At 40.4% G+C, this 22,448-nt stretch carries 12 protein-coding genes and 1 pseudogene; 10 read left to right on the top strand and 3 right to left on the bottom strand.

Going from position 1 to position 22,448, the window contains the following annotated elements; translation table 11 throughout:
- Positions 1-86: 86 nt before the first annotated feature.
- Complete coding sequence (locus LC608_RS07645) at positions 87-1,016, top strand: carbohydrate ABC transporter permease (protein WP_229552969.1); 930 nt, start codon at positions 87-89, stop codon at positions 1,014-1,016.
- A 44-nt stretch (positions 1,017-1,060) separates the two neighbouring features.
- Positions 1,061-1,849, top strand: a pseudogene (locus LC608_RS07640) (Rpn family recombination-promoting nuclease/putative transposase).
- A 24-nt stretch (positions 1,850-1,873) separates the two neighbouring features.
- On the opposite strand, the gene LC608_RS07635 reads toward LC608_RS07640, so the two are convergent.
- Positions 1,874-7,618 (bottom strand): translocation/assembly module TamB, encoded by a 5,745-nt coding sequence (locus tag LC608_RS07635; protein ID WP_229552968.1) that lies wholly within the window; start codon positions 7,616-7,618, stop codon positions 1,874-1,876.
- A gap of 265 nt (positions 7,619-7,883) precedes the next feature.
- Here LC608_RS07635 and LC608_RS07630 point away from each other — a divergent pair, with 265 nt between their 5' ends.
- The 8 genes from LC608_RS07630 (at position 7,884) to LC608_RS07595 (ending at position 20,721) form a co-directional block, all read left to right on the top strand.
- Positions 7,884-8,312, top strand: coding sequence for a DUF3110 domain-containing protein (locus LC608_RS07630; RefSeq protein WP_229552967.1), 429 nt, complete (start codon positions 7,884-7,886; stop codon positions 8,310-8,312).
- Positions 8,313-8,423: 111 nt separating this feature from the next.
- Positions 8,424-9,350, top strand: coding sequence for an N-acetylmuramic acid 6-phosphate etherase (gene murQ / locus LC608_RS07625; protein ID WP_229552966.1), 927 nt, complete (start codon positions 8,424-8,426; stop codon positions 9,348-9,350).
- Positions 9,351-10,000: 650 nt separating this feature from the next.
- Complete coding sequence (locus LC608_RS07620) at positions 10,001-11,203, top strand: response regulator (RefSeq protein WP_229552965.1); 1,203 nt, start codon at positions 10,001-10,003, stop codon at positions 11,201-11,203.
- Positions 11,204-11,795: 592 nt separating this feature from the next.
- Positions 11,796-12,158 carry a response regulator transcription factor gene (locus tag LC608_RS07615; protein ID WP_229552964.1) on the top strand — a complete coding sequence of 121 codons (363 nt, stop codon included), beginning with the start codon at positions 11,796-11,798 and terminating at the stop codon, positions 12,156-12,158.
- A gap of 123 nt (positions 12,159-12,281) precedes the next feature.
- Positions 12,282-12,755 (top strand): chemotaxis protein CheW, encoded by a 474-nt coding sequence (locus tag LC608_RS07610; protein ID WP_229552963.1) that lies wholly within the window; start codon positions 12,282-12,284, stop codon positions 12,753-12,755.
- 218 nt (positions 12,756-12,973) lie between these two features.
- On the top strand, positions 12,974-16,282 hold the full coding sequence (locus tag LC608_RS07605) for a GAF domain-containing protein (protein ID WP_229552962.1): 3,309 nt from the start codon (positions 12,974-12,976) through the stop codon (positions 16,280-16,282).
- Between the two features lie 162 nt (positions 16,283-16,444).
- Positions 16,445-16,795 carry a four helix bundle protein gene (locus tag LC608_RS07600; RefSeq protein ID WP_109008585.1) on the top strand — a complete coding sequence of 117 codons (351 nt, stop codon included), beginning with the start codon at positions 16,445-16,447 and terminating at the stop codon, positions 16,793-16,795.
- Positions 16,796-16,977: 182 nt separating this feature from the next.
- Positions 16,978-20,721 (top strand): hybrid sensor histidine kinase/response regulator, encoded by a 3,744-nt coding sequence (locus LC608_RS07595; protein WP_229552961.1) that lies wholly within the window; start codon positions 16,978-16,980, stop codon positions 20,719-20,721.
- A 44-nt stretch (positions 20,722-20,765) separates the two neighbouring features.
- Here the strand turns inward: LC608_RS07595 and LC608_RS07590 are convergent, their stop codons facing one another.
- A complete protein-coding gene (locus tag LC608_RS07590) occupies positions 20,766-21,470 on the bottom strand; it encodes a Uma2 family endonuclease (RefSeq protein WP_229552960.1) in 705 nt (234 codons plus the stop codon).
- Positions 21,471-21,524: 54 nt separating this feature from the next.
- Positions 21,525-22,418 carry an ABC transporter permease gene (locus LC608_RS07585; RefSeq protein WP_229552959.1) on the bottom strand — a complete coding sequence of 298 codons (894 nt, stop codon included), beginning with the start codon at positions 22,416-22,418 and terminating at the stop codon, positions 21,525-21,527.
- Positions 22,419-22,448 lie beyond the last annotated feature (30 nt).

Below are 22,448 nucleotides of genomic sequence, written 5' to 3'. Positions count from 1 at the left end.
ATATATCCCTTTAGAATATTGAAGCTTAAATCTACTCACATCCCCAAATTCTTGCTGACAAACCGAAAACAACTATTAAACCTTCTATGAATCAATTAACACCTAAAAATTGGATATTCATCAAGCAGCGACTGACCCCTTATTTATTTTTACTACCCGCCTTAGTTCTTTTGGCGTTAACAGTCTTTTGGCCTGCACTGCAAGCCTTTTACCTCAGCTTTACTAGCTATGAAGATATTGCCCAGCCGCCACAATGGATAGGTTTTGCCAACTTCCTCAAGCTTTGGAAGGATACAATTTTTTGGAAAACCTTGGAAAACACTTTTTTATATCTTGTGGGCGTAGTCCCAATTTTAGTAATTGCTCCCTTAGTGCTGGCAATATTGGTAAATCAGAAACTGCGGGGGATGAATTGGTTTAGATCCGCATACTACACCCCAGTTGTAATTTCAATGGTAGTTGCGGGAATAGCTTGGAAATGGCTGTATGCAGAAAACGGATTACTGAATCAGTTTTTGAAAGCTTTGGGTCTTTTTCCAGAAGGTATTCCTTGGTTAACTAGCCCAGAAAAAATTTTTGGTATTGTACCAATTTCTCTTGCCAGCGTCATGGCTGTCACCGTGTGGAAGGGACTAGGTTACTACATGGTGATTTATTTAGCAGGGTTGCAATCAATTCCTGCTGATGTGTACGAAGCTGCTGCGATCGATGGTTCAGATGGTATCAGCAAACATTGGGATATTACCATACCTTTGATGAAGCCGTATTTAGCACTAGTGGCGGTGATTTCGGCTATTTCTGCCACTAAAGTTTTTGAAGAAGTATACATTATGACCCAAGGAGGCCCACTCAGTAGCTCGAAAACGATTGTCTATTATTTATATGAGCAGGGTTTTGGTAACTTGGAAATTAGCTATGCTTGCACAATTGGTTTAGTGCTATTTCTGATAATTTTAGGATTATCAATTTTGCGATTAGTTATCAATCAAGAGGGGGGCGATAATATCACCATCTAATATTTACTTATGAATATATCAAAATATTTCAACATCCAGAGTGCATGAAAACAGACACGATTTTTTACACTTTATTTAAAACTATTCCAGGTGTCTTATTTGAACTTTTGGAACAATCTGAATCCCTGGCGTTGCACTACCAATTTACCTCGGTAGAAATAAAATAACTAGCACGTCGTATCGATGGTTTATTCCTACCCAAACCTGACTTTCCAGAAGACCAAATCTATTTCGTTGAGGTACAGTTTCAGCGCGATGATGATATTTATTGGCGAATAATAACAGAAGCTTTTTTGTATATAAATCAATATAAACCTCAACGTCGTTGGCAAGCAGTATTACTTTTTGCTCAACGCAGTCTCGACCCAGGCGTACCATTCACTTATCAAACATCGTTAGCTTAACAGCAAATTCGGATAATTTATTTAGACGAGTTAGATGATATCCCATCGTCTTCGATTGGGCTAGGTGTGATTAAGTTAGTAGTTGCAACAGAAGATAAAGCCGTACAGCAAGCGAAAAACTTGATAAATCAAGTACAGCAAACGGATGAAGCTAACCGTAGCAATCTCTTAGAATTAGTAGAGAGAATGCTTATCTATAAATTTGTAAACAAAACTCAACAGGAGTTGGAAGCGATGTTTGGATTAACTGATTGGAGACAAACTAAATTTTACCAAGAAGTAAAGGAAGAAACAAAACTGGAGACTATACCCCGTCTGCTTAAGTTTGGTTTAAGTATAGAGCAAATCGCCCAAGCATTAGAATTGAATGTTGAACAGGTAAGACAAGCTATTGATAAACAAGGAGAAGAGGGAACAGAAAGTAATTGATAATTTAAAATTAAAGAGATTTCTTTAAAACCGGGTTTGATATTCCACTACTGCACGACTATCATCGGTTAAGTTAGTGGAGGCACGAACACGAAACTTATCATTTATTCGGTAATTAACACCCCATTGGAAGGGATCACTTGTTGTCAAAATTTTGATGCTGGAAACGGAAATCTTAGAAGAAATATCGACCCCAGCTTCTGCTGCTAATTCCAAAGTTGAACTGCTCCTTCCAGCTTCGGGATTCTCAGAAATAACGGTAGGAAATATCCGCAGTTCACTTAAGCCAAAGCTACTCCCTATCTGGTTAAAAGTTGACTGAAAATTGTTGAACACAGCCGAACCTGCGATGTTAATCAAACCCAAAGTACTGTCACCTCGTCCTTGGGTGTCTACAAACCCACCTCCTAAAAGAGCCACAATTTCAGTTTGACTACGCGACGGACTACTTGTTAGTTCTAGATTTTCATTCAGTTTGCTGGCTAGACCGTTGATACTGGCTTCGACTCGAACACTCTCTAAGGCTGATAAACCTGTGGTATTTACCCGGCTGAAGTCATTACTTTGAGTTACGTCCAATACCTTGGCAAATAGCTGTATATCTAACTTGGGGTCGCGCGGTTGAGAGGGACTAAAAGTTGCGGTGTGTTTATAGCCACGAGCAAGGTTAAATTGGGTAGTAAATAAATTCACCCCACCTTTTTCTAACCGGATAGTACCATCGGGTATTGGCTGATTGATTGAGCCGTTAACTATGAGATTACCAGTTGCGCGGAAGTTGAGAATAGGGGGACGGGTAATTTGGACGTTTTTACCGAGTTCTAAATCTAAATTATTAAATCTAGCAACCGCATTTACCGTCCCATTCTCAATTTGAGATTTACTCTGCTTATTGGCTTTTGTGGGTGCTACCCCAAAACCACTATTTGCAGATGAAGCGGTGTCGGTAGATTCTGCCAGCAATACCTGACCATCAAATAAATTTACTTTACCGCCAATTACTGGGTTAAGGGCAGAACCAGTAATCTGTAAATTGCCGCTAGCACCTCCCAGGTAAAGTCCTTTCAGATTTAACGCTAGCTGATCGAGATTAACAGTCAGGGGATTGTTGATAGTGTTGTCATTGTTGAAAATGGGTATTTCTCCAGCAGCTTCTACCTTGCCACGGCTAAATCTACCCTGAAGATTTTCTACTAAAATGGTGTCAAAATTAAACAGCACTCTACCTGTAACATGTCTCAGCTTACCTGGCAAAGCCTGGGCTGAAAAAGTAGCATCATTAATAGTAGCAATTCCATTTACTTCGGGTTTTTGCAATGTTCCGCGTACCTTGAGGTCTACTTCTCCTTCACCTTCTTCAAATACTACTTGATTAGTCAATGCGTTTAACAGCGCCAATCCCTCGTTTTCTAACTTCATGTCTAAACTGATTTGATCGCTGTCTGGTGCAACGGTTGCAAAAGGCAATTTATAAGGAATGCTACCAGTAATATCAACAGGTTTTGGCCCAGCAACTGCTACGGTACTACCAAAGTTTAAGCGTCCGTTGGCATAGCTGAAACTTGCGATCGCTGACTCTATTTTGTTCTGATTCAATAATCCTTCTGTAATTTGCAATTCCCCTCTAGCTTGGGGATTAGCAATACTGCCTGCTAAAGCTGCTGTACCGTTAAGATTACCTGTGATTCCAACTGGCAGTTTGACAAAATTATTCAGTACTTGTACCGGAAAATTATTCACTCGCAACTGGCCAGATTGTTGATCACCGCCAACGTTACCCGTAAAGGCAATCAACCTGTTTGCAGATTCAAGTCGTAAAGGTCGCAAACTCAAAACACCATTTTCAAAGTTGCCTTCGGCAATCACTTTTTCGGCAGTATAATAACGATTTCGTTCTTTCTTTTTACCCCAGGCAAAGTCTTGTCCATTCAAATTAAAATCCACTGATAATCCATTGGCTGTAGCTGTATTTACAGCCACTTCCCCGTTGAAAGTCCCTTTTAAGTCTGCCAAATCTGGTATGGGAGTGGAATTAAGTCGCTGTTCTTCCTGTCCTGCTACCAAAGCTTCAATTTCAGAAAACCGTTGGATTTGGGTTAATAAAGGTTGATTTGGCGCTCCTTGGGGAGTAGTGGTTAGATCCTCTGCTGTGCCGTAGATTTCTGCTGAACCACCTGGCAAGTTTTGTAAATCAAATATCTGCGCTACAGTTAGAACATCTTGGATCTCTCCCTGATTTACGTTCAGTTTACCTTGTAATTCAGGGCCTTTCGGGCTTTGAGCAAAACTACCGACAAAGGCGTAGCTACTTTTGCCTTTGACAAATTCGCTACTGGTGAGTGTGCCTTTACCATCACTGTAGCGGAATTGAGCAGCTATTCGATCGCCTTTAAGCCGGCCAATTTGCGGATTAGCGATCGCTAAATTCCCCGTTGCTGCCAATGTCTGCTGATTAAACAGCAAATCTCCAGTTAACAAGCCAGCTATCTTACCACTACCCAGTCGAGTAATTGCTGGCGGAGTCAAATTCAATACTTGTAAGGGGAAATTTGCAAGTTTGAGCGTCCAATCATTCCCTTGAGCATTACCTATAGCTGATGCTTGCTGCCATTTTACTAAGAAGGATTTCGGGAGATTATTGGCATCTAAATTGAAGCTCAAGCGATCGCTATTTCCTGCCAAGTTCAAATTTAACCCGCGTCCCTGCACTGAATCGATGTTTCCAGTTAACAACGGCTCAAAAGCAATATTTTGAACAACCAAGTCTCGTAAATTAATTTGCCCTACGACATTTGGCAAGGGCAGCTTACCAGTTATTTGTCCATTAAAATCAACTCTTCCCGCCACAGCAACCTGATTAGGAAGATTGATTGGTAACTGTTTTAAGTTGTAATTCTGGGCTTGGACGTTGAGATTTAGAGCAGTAATTTCCGGTATACCTGCCTTTCTTGCATTGGCTAATATGTTACCAGTAACACTTAAACCGGGAGCAGTTGCTCGTTCAATGGTCAGCCTTTCACCACTCCAAGCGATCGCAGCACTCAAGGGTCGCTCAAGACCAGGGATACCTTGGGATAATTGCACCTGTCCAGCAGCACGTACATCAGCTAATTTGGATGATCCAAACTTGCCAGCTAATTGCAACTGACCGCCAAACTGACCCCGCAATTGATCATTTAACCGATTTAATTCCACACCCGAAGCATTAACTACAGCTTGATAGCGCCCATTAGCCAACTGGATATTAGAAGCTGCGATCATTCCACCTGCAAGATTCACCCGTCCCTGACCACTAGCTTGGATAGTTTGCGGTTGGAACGACTCAACAGAACCCGCCACGTTTGCTTGACCAGTTAACGTCCCTCTCAACTGCGGTGGTACTGCTGCTAGCTGCTGCAACGGGACATTATTTGCTTGAACTTGCGCCTGATATACACCATTAGCCAACTGAATATTAGAGGCTGTAATAATCCCACGCGCAACATTTACCCGCGCTTGACCGTTGGCTTGAATAGTTTGCAGCTTAAAAGAATCAACAGAACCCGCGACGTTGAACTGACCAGTTAAAGCTCCCTGGAACTGCTTTGGTACTGTTGCCAACTGCTGCACAGGAACATTATTTGCTTGAACTTGCGCCTGATATAAACCATTAGCCACTTGAATATTAGAGGCTGTAACCGTACCACCGCCAATAGCAAGGCGACCTTCACCACTGCCACGGAGGGTTTTCAGGCTGAAATTATCTCTGTTGCCTGCGATTTGGAACGTACCCGCCAATGGGTTATTTAAAGCTGGGGGAGACTGTTTTAATATTTGTCCCAACCGTACACTATTAGCTACGAGTTGAGCAGAGAAGCTTTGGTCTTGTAGTTGGATATTAGAAACTGCAACTGTGCCGCCACCAATTTGAACTCCTCCACCATCAGTGCGAATCGTGGCAATTTTAAATGGTGCTGTGCTGCCTGAGAGAATGAGACGACCATTAAACTGTGCTTCCCCCAAAGAGACATTTTGCAGTTGACTTTTGTCTACAAAGGGTTCCAATTTTACCCCAGAGGCAACAGCCACAGCTTGCCAACGCTCATTAGCGTAACTACCAGTTGCCCGGACTGTACCACCACTTACATTCAGAGCTACATTGCGGAAAGAGACATTGCGATTTGGAGCGATTGCTACTTCACCTGTTCCGGGGTAAGTCCCGTTAGGAGCTTGGTATTGTACCGCAGTTTGGGCATTTGTGGGAGGGCCAGTTAGTTGGGCAGTACCTGAGACATTGCCGATTTGAAAGTTGGGTGTTATTTCATAAGCTTTTGCGATCGCATCCCCTGGAACATTCTTGGCAGCGAAATTTATATCCAGTCGCGGATTTTTACCGAGTTGAATTGTACCAGCGCCCGTGATGTCACCACCAACTTTAGCTTTACCTTGAATATCTTTTAGGGTAATTAAAGAGGAACTAGTAGCAAGTTCAAACTTACTACTGATGCTATTAAAATCAACTTTGTCAATCCGAGCAGTTTGAATAGTGGTAACTGTACCTGAGAGAATTGGCTCTTTAGTTGATCCAGTTATCTGCAAATCAGCTTTTACTTGTCCAGCGATCGGCACAGGTAGTTTTACCTTGAGAGTCTCTTGGGCATTAGCCAAACTCACCGCATTTACCCGCCCTGCCAACTTAAAGCCCGTTTGAGTGTCGATGATTCCCGTAGCCACTACGGGAATTTTGCCGTAATTACTAGTAACATTGTTTAACTGCAACTCCGTTCCCTGGAAGCGAAGATTTCCTTGGCTATTGCTCAACAGTTGCGGGACTTTAGGTATTTGAACTGTTACGCCTTGCACAGTAGCATTGCCATACAATAAAGTCCGTTGTCCTGGTGTTAACCTAACTAACAAGTCGCCATTGGCTCGACCCGCCTGTAAGCTCACTGGTAACTTAATTAACCGATAAATATCCGCAGCCAGGAAGTCTTGCGATCGCACTTGAAAGTTCCCTGCTAGCACCCTAGAACGCGTCTCTCCCTGAATAGAAATACTACCACCACTGTCTGCTTGACCCCCCACATCAAACCTGATCAACTGGTTATTTGCTAAAAGTTGTGCAGAACCGTTGATTTGAGAAAATCCCACAGGAGATAAAGGAGATGAGGCAGAGGGGCGGGGTAAGGGGGGCACAGGGGAAAACTTTTCTCCCCTGCTCCCTGCTCCCTGCTCCCCTGCTTCTTCCCCTGCTCCCCCTGCCCTCTTCTGCGGCATCAAGGCCAGCTTGGCATTGCGAAACCGCAGGTTGTCCAAATCGGTTTTAATCGCGGTGCCTTCACGCGACGGCGCTATATTAGTGGAAACCCAGCGCCCTTCTTTATCCTGTTCAATGTAAATATCTGGGTTGACTAAGGTAACATCTAGCTTTAGGTGGCGGTTAAAGATTAGTTGTAAAGGGTCAAAACCTACCTCTACAGCTTCAATTACGGCCCGATCTGGATCTGTGGATGTCGCTGGGATAGCTGAAGCCCCAAATTGCACTCCCGTTAACGAAAATTGTGTGACTTTTCCCAGTTTTACCGGACGGTTGAGTGTAGTAGTAAGACTTTGTTGTGCCAACGGCGTTAACTCTGTTTGGACAAAAGTCCACAACCGATAAATACCGACAATAACTCCTAACAGCAAAAGTCCGCCCAAAGCAATGCTACCCCGACTCAACACCAGCAACCATAGACGCTTGCGGATAGGGCACGGGGCGAGAATATCTTGATTGGGAGATTTAGTCATTTGCTTTCACAGTATTAATTGCCAGATGTCGCTGGCACACACAAGCATTAACTGACACGCTGATTCAGTATGCCATTTCCAGGATACGCCAACCAAACCCAAGACCTCATTGGTTAAGTTACGGTATTTGCTTAATCCAATACTTATGCTTCATAATATTGGCGTTTTCAGGTAAATCTGATCTGAATAAAGTGAAAATTGTTCCTGTGACTTTCGCTGAGGCACAACGTAGAACTTTAATATGGATAGACCTTAAAAAAGACAGATGATTACACCAATGCGTGTTTTTGTGTTAATTTTTAATGCTCGAACGGAAAATGAGGGAATTCATACCATTCGGGAAGGCGATCGCAATAAAATTCTGATGTTCGAGTCAGAAGACGACGCCACCCGCTTTGCCCTGATGTTAGAAGCTCAGGACTTTCCCGCACCTACCCCAGAGCCAATCGATGCTGAGGAAATCAAGGAATTTTGCGAAAGTGCTGGATATGAATGGGAAATCATCCCAGAAAACAGCAATTTAGTTGTAACTCCCCCAGAACTTAACGTCGAAAAAACCGACTGGCAAGAAGATGCCCAGAAGGAGGATACTGTTGAAGATCCCTTCCCTCTCAATCAACAGCCACTAGAAGAACCAGAATTGTCTGATTCTGAACTAGAGAAGATGCGTCGCAAATTGGAAGGATTGTTGTAATTAGTCATTAGTCATTGGTCATTGGTCATTGGTCATTGGTCATTGGTCGCTAAGTGACTAATGACAACGGACAACGTGACAACGTGACAACGGACAAAGGACAAAGGACAAATGACAAACTTACAGGAACGTGGGCATCTTTTAACTGAGCTGGTAAATCCTAACAGTCTTAACTTAGACCAGCTCAGTTCTCTGGAATTGGTGGAGTTGTTTAATAGCGAAGACCAAAAGGCAATCGAGGCAGTTGCGGCGGCGAAAATTCAGTTAGCACAAGCAATTGATAGCGCCGCAGAGCGTTTGCGCCACGGAGGACGCCTATTTTATATTGGTGCGGGCACAAGTGGCAGGTTAGGAGTGTTAGATGCTGCTGAGTGTCCACCTACTTTTTGTACGCCACCAGAGTTGGTACAGGGGATTATTGCTGGTGGTGCTGGCGCACTGGTACGCAGTTCGGAGGATTTAGAAGACAGCATCGAAGATGGAGAGGCTGCGATCGCAGGGCGACAGATTACCCAGCTAGATGTCGTAGTTGGCATTACCGCAGGTGGGACAACGCCTTATGTCCACGGTGCGCTTCATGCTGCTCGTGTGCGAGGAGCCAAGACTATTTTTATTGCTTGTGTTCCCGCAGAACAAGTTAGCTTTGATGCCGATATTGACATTCGCCTATTAACAGGGCCAGAAATAATTGCTGGCTCAACTCGCCTGAAAGCTGGTACAGTCACGAAGTTAGCTTTAAATATCCTTTCCACTGGGGTGATGGTCAAACTAGGCAAAGTTTACGGTAATCGCATGGTAGATGTAGCGGTAACAAATCAAAAGTTACGCGATCGCGCTTTGCGAATTTTGCAAGACCTCACAGGTTTAAGTCGGGAAGCAGCTGGTTTTTTATTAGAACGCAGTGGTAAATGGGTTAAGCTAGCGCTATTAATGCACTGGACTGGTTTAGAAAAAGACGAAGGCGATCAGCTTCTTTCAGAACACCAAAGTAATCTTAGGGCAGCTGTTATCAGCTATCAAAACCACAACAAACCTTAAATAAGTTCTCCTAAATAAATACTTGATACACTTAAAGATTATTAGTGGTAATTTCAAGTATGTAGAAAGACGCATTAGCGTTGGCGTAGCCTCTCCTTGGCGCAGCCTCTCGCAGAGAAGAGTTGCCCAGTTCAATTTCGCGTCTCTCTACAAGTAATAAATATTAATGAATGTAAATAAGAATAAATACTTTATAAGATACATTGCCAATATAAATAAATGAAATATAGAAAGAGACTGACAATTTTTTTAAACAAAAATTCAGAAATTATACGGATATAATTCTGTATGGAAATTATTAAAATTAAATATATAAATATTGAATGCATTTTTCTTAATGATGTGGGCTATAGCAACCTATTTGAGTCATAAAATTTGCCGATAATCAATTCTGGGCTATATGACTTTTTTACTAGTAATATTTTTGCTATTATCCTATATTCCTTGATTTTAATAAACTTGGTTTAGACTAATGTATTCGCACTTATTGACCTATTTGCTGACCACTATACAGCTAGTATAGGTCGGTGGAAATAAACCTACCATTCCCAACAGCCAGAAAGCACAAAAAATTAAAGCCTTTTGACTTTTGACTTGCGGTACTAGTGTGGGTTTTTCAATAGCTGGCTTTTTAATACAAGGAACAAAGTATGACCCACTCGGAACTTATTCTTTCAAATAACCTAGTTAATGAATTTAAAACTTGTACTCAACTGCAATACAATGGCAAATTAAATATTAAAAGTTCTAAAGGCAGCCAATGGATTTTTTATTATCGACTGGGGCGGATAGTTTGGGCAACAGGTGGAACTCATCCCTTCCGCCGTTGGCGTAGACAGATGGCTCAAAATTGCCCCCAGATTGATGTTGATAAATTGCAGTTACGTTTGCAAGACGTAGCAATAGATTACTGGGATTATCGCATTCTAGAAATCTTTCATAAAAAACAAAAAATTCAGAGAGAACAGATTCAGTCTATTGCCGAAAACACTATAGCAGAATTATTATTTGACCTAGCTATGCAAGGAAATTTTGCTTCTATAAATTGCAGTCGCAGCCAAGAAGTTATTTTAGAAGCACCAATAAGCTTCACGAGTGCAGAAATGTCTGTAAAACACATGCAAGACTCGTGGAAAGTTTGGTCAGCAGCAGGTTTAGCAAATTTTTCTCCTGACTTAGCACCAGTTCTACGCCGACCAGAACAACTTCAGCAGATGGTAAGTCCATCTGTCTACAAAAACTTTGTAAATTTAATCAACGGTAAATTAACTCTGCGAGATTTAGCCGTGAAAATGAAGCAAAGTGTACTGCCACTCACCCGTTCATTGCTTCCCTATATTCTTAAAGGAATCATCGAATTAGTGGAAATACCTGACATGCCCTTAGTAGTCATGGAGGGCAACAATAACCCTATCACCGCACAACCAAAGAAATCAATTGCTCCACTAATAGCCTGCGTAGATGATAGCCCTCAGGTCTGTAAAATGCTAGAGGATATTATCACTTCCAATGGACTAAGGTTTATCAAAATTCAAGATGCTGTACAAGCTCTCCCAATCCTCATTCAGAATAAACCAGACCTAATTTTCTTGGATTTGATTATGCCAGTCGCCAGTGGTTATGAAATTTGTACTCAGTTGCGCCGAATATCTGCCTTCGCCAATACACCAGTAATTATATTAACAGGTAGTGATGGTCTTTTAGATAGAGTTCGTGCTAAGGTAGTCGGTTCTACAGATTTTATCACTAAACCTGTAGTACCTGACAAGGTAATGAGTATAATACGTAAATATTTACCTGCGCCGAGTGTATCCATCGACAAGAGTCAAGCTAATGCAGGAGTTTATAAGTAGGGAGAATTAATAATTTTTCTTGATGATTAATCATAAACTAATCTGATTACCTTTATAATTTCATCCCTCAGCATAAGCCTATTGCTTAACAATAGCCATAAAAAAATATTTACAATCAGTAAATTCCACCTCAGTAAACATAAAATTACTGAGGTGATAAATAATAAGTCGAAATTCATAAGATGCAAGTAGGTGGCGGTCTTAAACCCACCTAATTTTTTTGTACCAAATTGAATAAAACATATATAGCAATCCGATTTGATTTCTGAATCACTCGTAGAGGTAAGGGACTGGGGACTGGGAAGAAGGAATAAAGGTTTACTGAGTTTTGTTCAAAAATCAAATATGAGTCCTATATTAAGTTATGTTCATTACGTACTTCTTCGGAGGTTAATATATAAAGATTGAATCAAAATTAAACAAATACAAACTTTTGTATTTATAGCAGTCCTATTTGATTTGTGAAATATTCTTTCTGACAATCGGTTAGGGGCTAGTCTCTAGTCCCTAACCGATTGTCTTTGTCCACGCATCATTTAGGATTTGTATCTCTAATTTGTTTACATCCTTAAAATTTTAACGGGTAATTACCATGAATACTGTTTTAGTTGTTGAAGATGGCTTAACAGATATGGAAATAATCAGTCGTTACTTGCAACAGGCAGGTTATTCTGTGATTAGTGCCACAAGCAGTGAAGAAGCTCAAGACAAAATAGATAAAAATAAGCCAGACCTAATATTTCTCGACGTAATTTTACCAGGTAAAAGTGGCTTTGAAATTTGCCGAGAATTGAAAAACAATCCCACTACTAGCAAAATACCTGTGGTTTTTTGCTCAACAAAAAATAGTGATGTAGATAAAATTTGGGGTAATATGTTGGGCGCTGATGGTTATTTATCAAAACCGATTGACCGAGAAGAACTAGCGGTAGTTTTAAAACGATTAATTAGCTAGCAAAACTTTGATAAATCCACAAATAACTAGAAGTCTATATTTCTAATTTAGAACCTCTACAAAAGAAAATAATACTGCAAATAGTGGCTAAAGATCAATAATCAAGCACAAAGGAAAATAATTTTGGAAACTAAGGAAAAGTTCTTAAGTTTTAATTTGGGAGTAAGGGATACAGCGATAATTTCGTTACAACACATCACAGAAGTGTTGCAAATATCATTACCAGAAATATGTGGCGTTCCTCAAATGCCTAGTAGCGTCTTGGGTATCTATAACTGGCGCGGTGAGATGCTTTGGCTAGTAGATTTAGAGGCAATGTTAGGTTATCCTCCAATTTCGCAAGGAGCAAATTTACTTTCAAAAATGATGGCGATTGTTCTCGAAAATAAGGGTAAGTATTTGGGGCTATTGGTGCGAAAACTGATAGATATTGAATGGCTAGATACTCAGCGAATGAAACCCCCAACTAGCGAATTATTTTATCCTAAAATCTCACCTTTTTTACAGGGATATTTTATTAATGATTCTGAAGATATGATTTTTAATTTGGATGCCATAACAATTATCCAAGCTCCCATGTGGAAAAATCATAATTGAACGGTGCTCGTGGTTGATTAGGCATATTGTTTTAACAATTCCTAATCTTTCTTAGGCAAATACTAATACAATTCGGCGGGAATAAAGTTAGCATTTTATTACAGCTATAAAGGCTGAAATTAAAGCTTTTGGACTGTTGACTTCCGCATTGCAGTACTAGTTCCTTTTTAACTGACTAATAATCAATTATTACTTTAACAAATCTTGAGGCCAATCTAATGACATTTTTGTATAGCAATAGCCAGGAAAAACAGGATCTAATTTCGGAAGTAGAAAATCTGAATGGAAGCGCTGATATAACAAATATTCCTAGCAATGAAATATCCTTATTAAACGCGATCGCTCAGGAATTTAAAACTTGGCGGCGACAGTTGCAAGACATCGCAACGCACATGCGCCAAGCGCCAGACCTTGATATACTACTCAAAATTACCGTAGCGCAAATTAGAGAAAAAATTGGCTGCGATCGCGCCTTAATTTATCAGTTTACTTCCCTTGATTCAGGTAATGTTTTAGCAGAATCAAGAACACTAGGTTGGACACCGACTTTAGGCGAAAATATTCCCGGAATTATTTTTGGTTTATATACCAATCAAGACTATATAGAACCTGTAGTTATTGACGATATCAGTCAGATTCAACTTACCCCTTATCAAAAGCAACTGCTAGATAAATTTCAAATTAAAGCTAGTTTGAGTTTACCTATTGTAGTAGAAGGTAAAGTATGGGGGTTACTGGCAGTAAATAATTGCTACTCAACGCGGCAGTGGCAAGAGGTAGAAATCAGCCTATTATCTCAAATTACAACAGAACTGACCTACAAATTGCAGAGCTTTGAATTCCAAAAAGAACAGCAACAGCAGATACTAGCAAAAAAATCGGTAGCTAAAGTTATCGACAAAATTCTCCAGGTATCAAATCTTGATAATATTTTCCAAACAACCACTCAAGAAGTACGTCAATTACTAAGATGCGATCGCGTCGGTGTCTATCGCTTCAAAGCTGATTGGAGTGGCGAATTTGTCTCTGAATCAGTGGGTAATAGTTGGACAAAACTGGTTGGCCCTGATTTTTACACGGTCTGGGAAGATAGCCACTTACAAGACACTCAAGGAGGACGTTATGCCAAGGGTGAAAGCTTTATGGTCAAAGACATCTATAAAATGGGTCATGCTCAATGCCACATTGACATTTTAGAGCAGTTTGAAATCAAGGCTTACATCATTGCGCCCATATTCACTGGAGAGAAATTATGGGGCTTGCTGGCAGCTTATCAAAATTCCGGGCCGCGTGATTGGCAACCTTGGGAAGAAACCTTTTTAACTCAGATTGGCTTGCAATTTGGTGTGGCCGTATCACAAAGAGAATATGTAAAGCAAGCGCAGATGAAATCTGATCAACTAGCTCAGATAGTTGAACAAGAGAAAGCTTTCACTAAGATAGTCAACCGCATCCGCCAATCTTTAGATGTAGATAGTGTCTTCAAAACAACTACTCAAGAAGTACGTCAATCACTGCGATGCGATCGCGTCAGTGTCTATCGCTTTACCCCTGACTGGGGTGGCCAATTTGTGGCTGAGTCTGTGGGTACTGGTTGGACAAAACTGGTAGGCCCTGAGATTAAAACCGTTTTAGACGATACCTACTTGCAAGAAACTCAGGGAGGTAGGTATGTCAGAGGTGAAAACTTTGTCGTTAATGACATCTATCAAGTAGGGCTTGCTCCCTGCCACATTGAGATTTTAGAGCAGTTTGAAGCCAAAGCTTACATAATTGTTCCTATATTCTTCGGGGATAAATTGTGGGGCTTGCTGGCAGCGTATCAAAATTCTAGCCCTCGTGACTGGCAAACTTGGGAAGTTAACTTTTTGGCTCAGACTAGTTTGCAATTTACCCTAGCTAAATCACAGATAGACTATTTAGAATTAGTACGGGTAAAATCTGAGAAACTAGCTCAGTTAGCAGAACAAGAGAAAGCTCTCACAAAGATCAGCAACCGCATCCGGCAATCTTCAGATGTGGAAGATATTTTCAAGATAACTACTCAAGAAGTACGGCAATTATTACGATGTGATCGCGTCGCCGTCTATCGTTTCAACCCTAACTGGAGTGGCGAATTTGTAGCGGAGTCAGCAGGCCCTGGTTGGGTAAAGCTGGTAGGCCCAGATATCAAAACCGTCTGGGAAGATACTCACTTACAAGAAACTCAGGGAGGTCGATATGCCCAAGGTGAAAACTTTGTTGTAAATGACATTTATCAAATGGGTCATTTCCCCTGCCACATTGAGATATTAGAACAGTTTGAAGTCAAAGCTTATATCATTGTTCCTGTATTTGCTGGGGAACAATTGTGGGGATTGCTAGGGGCTTATCAAAATTCTGCAACTCGTGATTGGGATGAATCGCAAGTCACTTTGTTAGCACGTATTGGTAGCCAGTTAGGACTCGCATTACAACAGACCGAATATTTGCAACAAGTAGAAGCGCAGTCAGCAAAATTAGCAGAAGCAGCAGCCCGAGAAAAGGCAGCCAAGGAGTTACTACAACAACGATCTATTCAACTGCTAACAGCCCTTAGACCTGCTCTCAACGGCGACTTAACAGTACGCGCACCCATTACAGAAGACGAACTAGGCACGATCGCCGATGCTTACAATAATACCCTGCAAGCACTGCGGCAAATCGTTCTTCAGGTACAGGGGGCTGCTCAACAAGTTGCTCAAACTTCCGGTAACAGCGAGGCTTCACTAACGGGACTGACTAATTTAGCACAACAACAATCTGAGGAAATTACCGCAGCTTTAGGTGAGATTCAACAGATGGTGGACTCTACTCAAGCTGTGGTTACGAATGCTGAGTTAGTGCAAGTAGCGGTGCAACAAGCCAATGAAACTGTTGAGTCTGGCGATACTGCGATGAACTTAACTGTAAAAGCAATCCAAGGAATTCGTGAAACTGTCGCTCAAACCAGCAAGAAGATTAAACGCCTCAGTGAATCTTCGCAAAAAATCTCCAAAGTGGTTAATTTGATTGGTAATTTTGCCACACAGACAAACGTGCTGGCTTTGAATGCAGCCATTGAAGCCACCCGTGCAGGTGAGTATGGCAAAGGCTTTGCAGTTGTAGCTGATGAAGTCCGTTCTTTATCTCGCCAGTCAGCAGCAGCAACTATCGAAATAGAAAAATTAGTCCAGGAGATTCAAGCAGAAACCGGAGAAGTAGCAGTAGCAATGGAAACTGGTATTCAGCAGGTAGTAGAAGGTACAAATCTTGTCAATGATACTCGCCAAAACTTGAATGCGATCGTTTATGCAACTGCCGAAATTAGTCAGCTAATCGAGCGAATTACCGCAGCGACTCAAAAACAAATGACGCAATCTGTAACAGTCACAAAATCAATGCAAGATGTAGCAGAAATTGCTAATAAGACTTTTGCTGAATCTCAAGAAATTGCTAGTGTGTTCCAAGATTTATCAGGGATGGCGCAAGAGCTATTAACAACTGCTAGTAAGTTTAAAGTGAAGTAGGGAATAGGGAGTAGGGAGTTAATAGTTAGGAGTTAAGAGTTAGGAGTTAGGAGTTATTGGGTTAAAGCATTGATTAGATAAATCACTATTTTGTTGACAAATTTAAAAATGCTTTGACCTTAATTAATTGTAACTTTTGAGTTGAAGATAGGAGAAGAGTAATTGGCAGAGAGCATTATTCAACAGAAGAGTTTTCAATTTGCTTTGGAAATTATTCACCTATATATTAAACTGCAAGAGCAACGGGAATATGTGCTTTCTAAGCAATTACTACGAAGTGGGACAAGTATTGGCGCGAATGTTGAAGAGGCTAGCGGTGGTCAGAGTAGAAAGGATTTCTTGGCAAAAATGTATATTGCATATAAAGAAGCTAGGGAAACCAAATACTGGCTACGTCTACTACAACAGTCCAAACTAGTAAATATTGATTTAACCAATGAACTAATCTATGCAGACGAAATCATTCGGATTTTAAGTTCAATAGTTAAGACAACTGAAAAATCAATTGGTTGATCAACTCCCAACTCCCAACTCCCAACTCCCAACTCCCAACTCCCAACTCCCAACTCCCAACTCCCAACTCTTAACTCCTAACTCCCAACTCTTAACTCCTAACTCCCAACTCTTAACTCCTAACTCCCAACTCCTAACTCCTAACTCCTAACTCCCCACTCCCCACTCCCCACTCCCCACTTATGATCACAGATAATGAAATCCGCGAACAAGGATACATTTACTTTCTGGCTGAAGCCCCAGAATTAGTCCAAATTATTGAACAAGAACTATTTAGCTTATCGGAAGATTATAGCATTGCTAAAGTTCATAATTTAATGCGGGCTACTCATACACTTAAAGGTGGTGCTGCTAATGTTGGGCTTGAAGTAATTAAGATGATAGCCCATTTTTTAGAAGATGTATTTAAGGCTCTATATAATCCAAAAGTGGTAGTTGATGCCGAATTACAAACACTTTTGTTACAAGCTTATGAGTGTCTTAGCATAGCATTAAATACCGAGTTAATCGGCAGTACTGTTAATGATGAAGAATTGCTCCATCGAGCCAGCTCAGTATTTGCACAGTTGCAAGAAAAGCTAGGTGATGCATTTGGTGCTGAGACTCATATTCCCACTTCTGAAGAATTGGGATTTGATATTGTCCAGTCCGTTTTTGAAGTGGGAGTAGAGCAACGTATAAACAGTATTGCTGAAGCTGTTAACAATCCACCAAGTAATGACGAATTTATCGAGTTTTTACATTCTCAAGCTGAGGTGTTTCTCGGTTTAGCAGAATCTCTAAATTTACCTGGATTGGGAGAAATTTCTCAAACAATTCTGTCAGCACTGCAAGCAAACCCCACTCAGGTGCAGCAAATTGCAGAAATTGCCCTTGCAGATTTGCAACAAGCACAAAAATTGGTATTAGAAGGCGATCGCACATCTGGTGGAAAAACTTCTCCAGCTTTGCAAAAACTCACGACAGTGGCAAATAATGAGTTCTCTGAAGAATTACAAAGTAATTCAGAAGAACAATTTTACCAATTTATCATTACATCTGATGATAATAAAAACCAATCAGTAAAGCCAACAACTGCCAAGTTTTATTTAAAAGTCATTCGCTACATTTTTGGCTGGTTTAATCACGAGAGCCAAATACCAGAGGCAGAGCTTAGCTTTGATTTAATGGTTCCCAGATTAGAAAAAGAAAATCTACTTAATTATATCGATAATTGGCTAAAAGAATTTCTTGATTTTGTTCAAGATGAAGAAGATAGTCAAAGCCTTTGTATTTATCGACATGGGATAATTCTAATCATCTTATTCGCTATCACAAACTTTGAGTATTCTGTTAATAAATCTGACAGCTACATCTCAGTCATTAAAATATTACAAAAGCGAATTCATAAATTAGCACAAGAATATAAAAACTATCCTCCTGTTACTAGCAAAGAGAAAAACTGGCTTGATAGTCCCAAGTTACAAACGCTCTTAGTTATTAAAGAAATACCTAATGTATCTTTTCAAACAACTGAGAACCTACTAGAAGCAATATGGGGAGAAGAAGCTACCGAAAACCTTACAGAGCAAGTGGTGACAACCACGAATGATGATTCTTCAGTAAAGCTTGATTCATTAACTGTCAATGAGCAAGGAGTTGTAAATCCTCCTGAAACAGCTATTGAAGTCATGCCTGATTTAGCTACACAAATCAACAAAAAAATAGAAGAGAAATCAGAGTATGTTCAAACTAAAAACTTTCGCCAACCTTCATTTATTCGAGTAGATACAGAGAGGCTGCAACACCTTAATTATCTAGCTGGGGAATCGTTGATTTACCAAAAACGGCATAGTTTGCAAGATGAACAAGTCAAAGAAATAATTGACCAATTAATCCAGCAACTCACTAGACACCAAACAACTTTAAATGAATTACGTGATTTACCATTACAAAGACAAAATATCGCCTCACAACAAACGCAAAATTTTGCAGTGAATTTTGACTCTTTAGAAATGGATGTATATACAGATTTCCAGATGACATTGCACGAAGCAATAGAAGAGACACTGCAATTACAAGAAACCACAGAGTCTCTTGACTTGCTTATGACGCAAGCTGCTCAAATTGGTGACAAACAAGAAAATTTAACTCTTAATATTATAGATAGCTTAGTAGAGGCACGAATGTCGCCTTTAAGCAATATCCTGAATCGCTTCCCCCACATGGTAAATAAGTTGGGGAATGTTCATGCCAAACTTGTAGAATTGAAACTTAGTGGTACTGAAGTACTAGTTGATAAAGCGATCGCAGAAAAGCTGTACGATCCCTTGTTACATTTAGTACGTAATGCTTTTGACCACGGTATTGAAGCTCCGCAACTTCGCCGAGAGCTTGGTAAACCAGAACAAGGGTTAATCGAAATCCGCGCCTATCATCAGGGTAGCCAAACTGTTATTGAGGTTCGGGATGATGGACAGGGATTAAATTTAGACAGAATTCGCAGAAAAGCTGCTGAATTGTATTCCATACAAAGTGAAGAAAAAACTATCACCTATGCTTATAATCTGGCTGAATCTGAATTGTTAGATATGATATTTTCACCTGGATTTTCTACTGCTGCTAAAGTAAGTGAAATCTCTGGGCGTGGTATGGGGTTAGATATCGTGCGGACTCAGATGAACGCACTTAATGGTTCAATTTCAGTTCAATCCTTACCCAACCAAGGAACAATATTCATACTCAAAATTCCTTTTTCTATGACTACTGAAAAATTAATGCTAGTTCAAGCCAAAGGTGTTGTTTATGCTCTTCTTTTGGACAGTATCGAAAAAATATTGATTCCCTCTGAGCAGCAGATTAGAGAAATTGAAGGTACAAAAGTCTTACATTTGAGTACAGACGATGATGAAACTATGGTCAGCCTCCGTCAACTTTCAAAGTTGATTAATTATAATGACTCATGCTTTAATAATGATACTTTATACAACACATCAAGTAATCATGATCCAAGCGTAGCGAAAAATCCGGTGCTTTTGCTACGACGAAATCAGGGAAGATTTGCTTTAGAAGTAGACCAAATAATTGGTGAACAAGAACTGGTAATCAGACCTTTAGGAAATGCGATCGCACCGCCAAAATACATTTATGGTTGTAGTAGTTTAGCTAATGGTAATCTCATCTTAGTGATTGATGCTTCATTGCTGGTATCTAGTGAACTTCAACAAACAACACTTGATGTCATGGCGCTACCAGTACCTTCTTTGTCAAATAAAAAAGCCTTAGCGATATCAGGACAGACTTTTTCATCTACACCATTACTTGCTGCATCTACTTCCACAACAACTATAGAAACCCAACCTAGTTACTCTCAAGAGCCAGATAATAATTCACCTATAGAAACCCAACCCAGTTACTCTCAAGAGTCAGATTATAATTCACCTATAGAAACCCAATCCAGTTACTCTCAAGAGTCAGATTATAATTCACCAAAAGAAAGCCAACCCAGTTATTCTCAAGAGCCAGATAATAAATTACCGAAAGTTGTTTTAGTAGTAGATGACGCAATTAGTCTGCGCCAAACTATCTCTCTCACACTGCAAAAATCCGGTTATCAAGTAATACAGGCTCAAAATGGTGTAGAAGCTTTAGAAAAGTTACACTTACATCCAGAAATACAAGTTGTCATCTCCGATTTAGAGATGCCACGAATGAATGGTTTTGAGTTGTTGGGCAATTTCCGTCAATACCCCAATTTAGCAAAAATACCTGTAATGATTCTCACATCTCGCAGCGCTGAAAAACATCGCCAGCTTGCTCAAGAATTGGGTGCAAAGGCTTACTTGACTAAGCCTTATTTAGAGCATGAGTTTCTTTCTACAATTAAGGAGTTAATTAATATTACTACAGATGATTTAAATCATTTAGTCACCGTGTCAAATGACTAATGGCTCTCGCGTAGCGGTTTGATATTTTAGAAAATGCGATCACCTTAATTACCAGGTAGATTATTTGGATCTACACCTAGAGAACGTAAATACTGCGCTAACTGTTCAGCCCTTTGTCGCTCTTGTTGTGCTTGTTCTGCATCTGTCAAATAGCGATTTCCTCGCTCATCATACCAACATAAAAACTCCTGTTGTATCCCAGCAATTACAGCTTGGTGTCGCCCAATACCTAACTCCACCTCTGGCATTAAATAAGGTTCACCTATTTGTAGTTGGTAGTTTCCCTCTATTAACTTATACACTTCAAAGGGTTGATGTTGGTCGCGTCGCCAAAACTCAGGGTTATAAATTACGTAGTACAATACACCGAGTTTTTTATATATATCTAGCTTCTCGTCGTATTCACCTCCGGGGGTGTGGGATACCATTTCTAATGTGAATATTGGAACTACCCCATTTTCTTCCCAAACCGCGTAACTTTTGCGTGATTTGCCACCCTTTTTTCGCTCTACTCCCACACTTAAAAAAGCATCTGGCACTACAGGTACTCTGGGATTTACTCCTGTGGTGTGATATAATCCCATATCTACTCCGAAGTACCAATCCATACGATTTGCCCAAATGGAGTTGAGTAAGAAGAGTAAAATATTGGGCAAAAAATTTTGATCTTCGTTATCCACTGGCGTATCGTCTGAACAGGGAAGTTCATCAGTAGTTGGTAACGCATTTTTGAGATCAGGTGAGAGCATAACCGTTGTCTCGCTGGCGTTTGATGCCCTTATTATATATGAGTGACGAAAAGTTTAACGTTTGGGTGCAGTCTCACCAAACTTAATTAAAAGTGCGATCGCAATACTAACAAGCAAAATTAACGTCATACTTAAAGCTGAACCAAATCCCCAATTTTGCGTTGCTCCCAGAAACTGGTTATAAACTAACCGCGCCGCCGTCATACTAGAAGCACCACCAAGTAATTCTGGATCGACAAAATCCCCTAAGCCTGTGATAAATACAAGCATGGAAGCAGCCGCAATTCCAGGAAAAATTTGCGGTACGGTTACTTGGCAAAAAGTTTCCACCGGATTTGCACCTAAATCAGCCGCCGCTTCTAGCAAGCGCTTGTCTAGTTTTTCGAGAGAAGCATATAAAATTAAAACCATATAGGGTAACAAGCTGTAACTCATGCCAATAAATACAGCTTGACTCTGGTTTAGTAGTTCCAAAGTAGGCAAGCCTAAATTGCTGAGTAAACTGTTCAACAAACCAGTAGGACGAAGAATTGTAATCCAAGCATAAGAACGAAGTAACGAGGAAGTCCACAAAGGCAACACAAAGCCTAATAGCAGCAAATTCCGCCAACGCTGCGGCGCTATTTGAGCAATCCAATAGGCGACGGGGAAGCCCAAAATTAAACAAATTATTGTAGTGCCAAATGCAAAAAATAGCGATCGCACAATTACTTGCACATAAAGAGGGTCAAATATTCTAATGTAGTTTTTGAATCCGTTAGGATTGACCAAATCTCCTGGCCGGATGTCTGCAACTAAACTTAACTGGAAAATGATCAAAGTTGGCAGCACCAACAAAAGTAATAACCAAATCCCAGATGGTGCAAGTAATACCAAAGGTTGTAGCCAATTCGCTCGTGGATGATGCAATTCTTGTATTTTATAAATATCACTTTTTTGAAAATTCATCACTCCTAACTCCTAACTCTTGTACGTCTC

The organism is Nostoc sp. XA010 (genome assembly GCF_020829625.1).
Classification (GTDB): Bacteria; Cyanobacteriota; Cyanobacteriia; order Cyanobacteriales; family Nostocaceae; genus Nostoc.
Note: the sequence above shows the minus strand (reverse complement) of the source record. Positions and strands in the feature narration are given on the sequence as shown.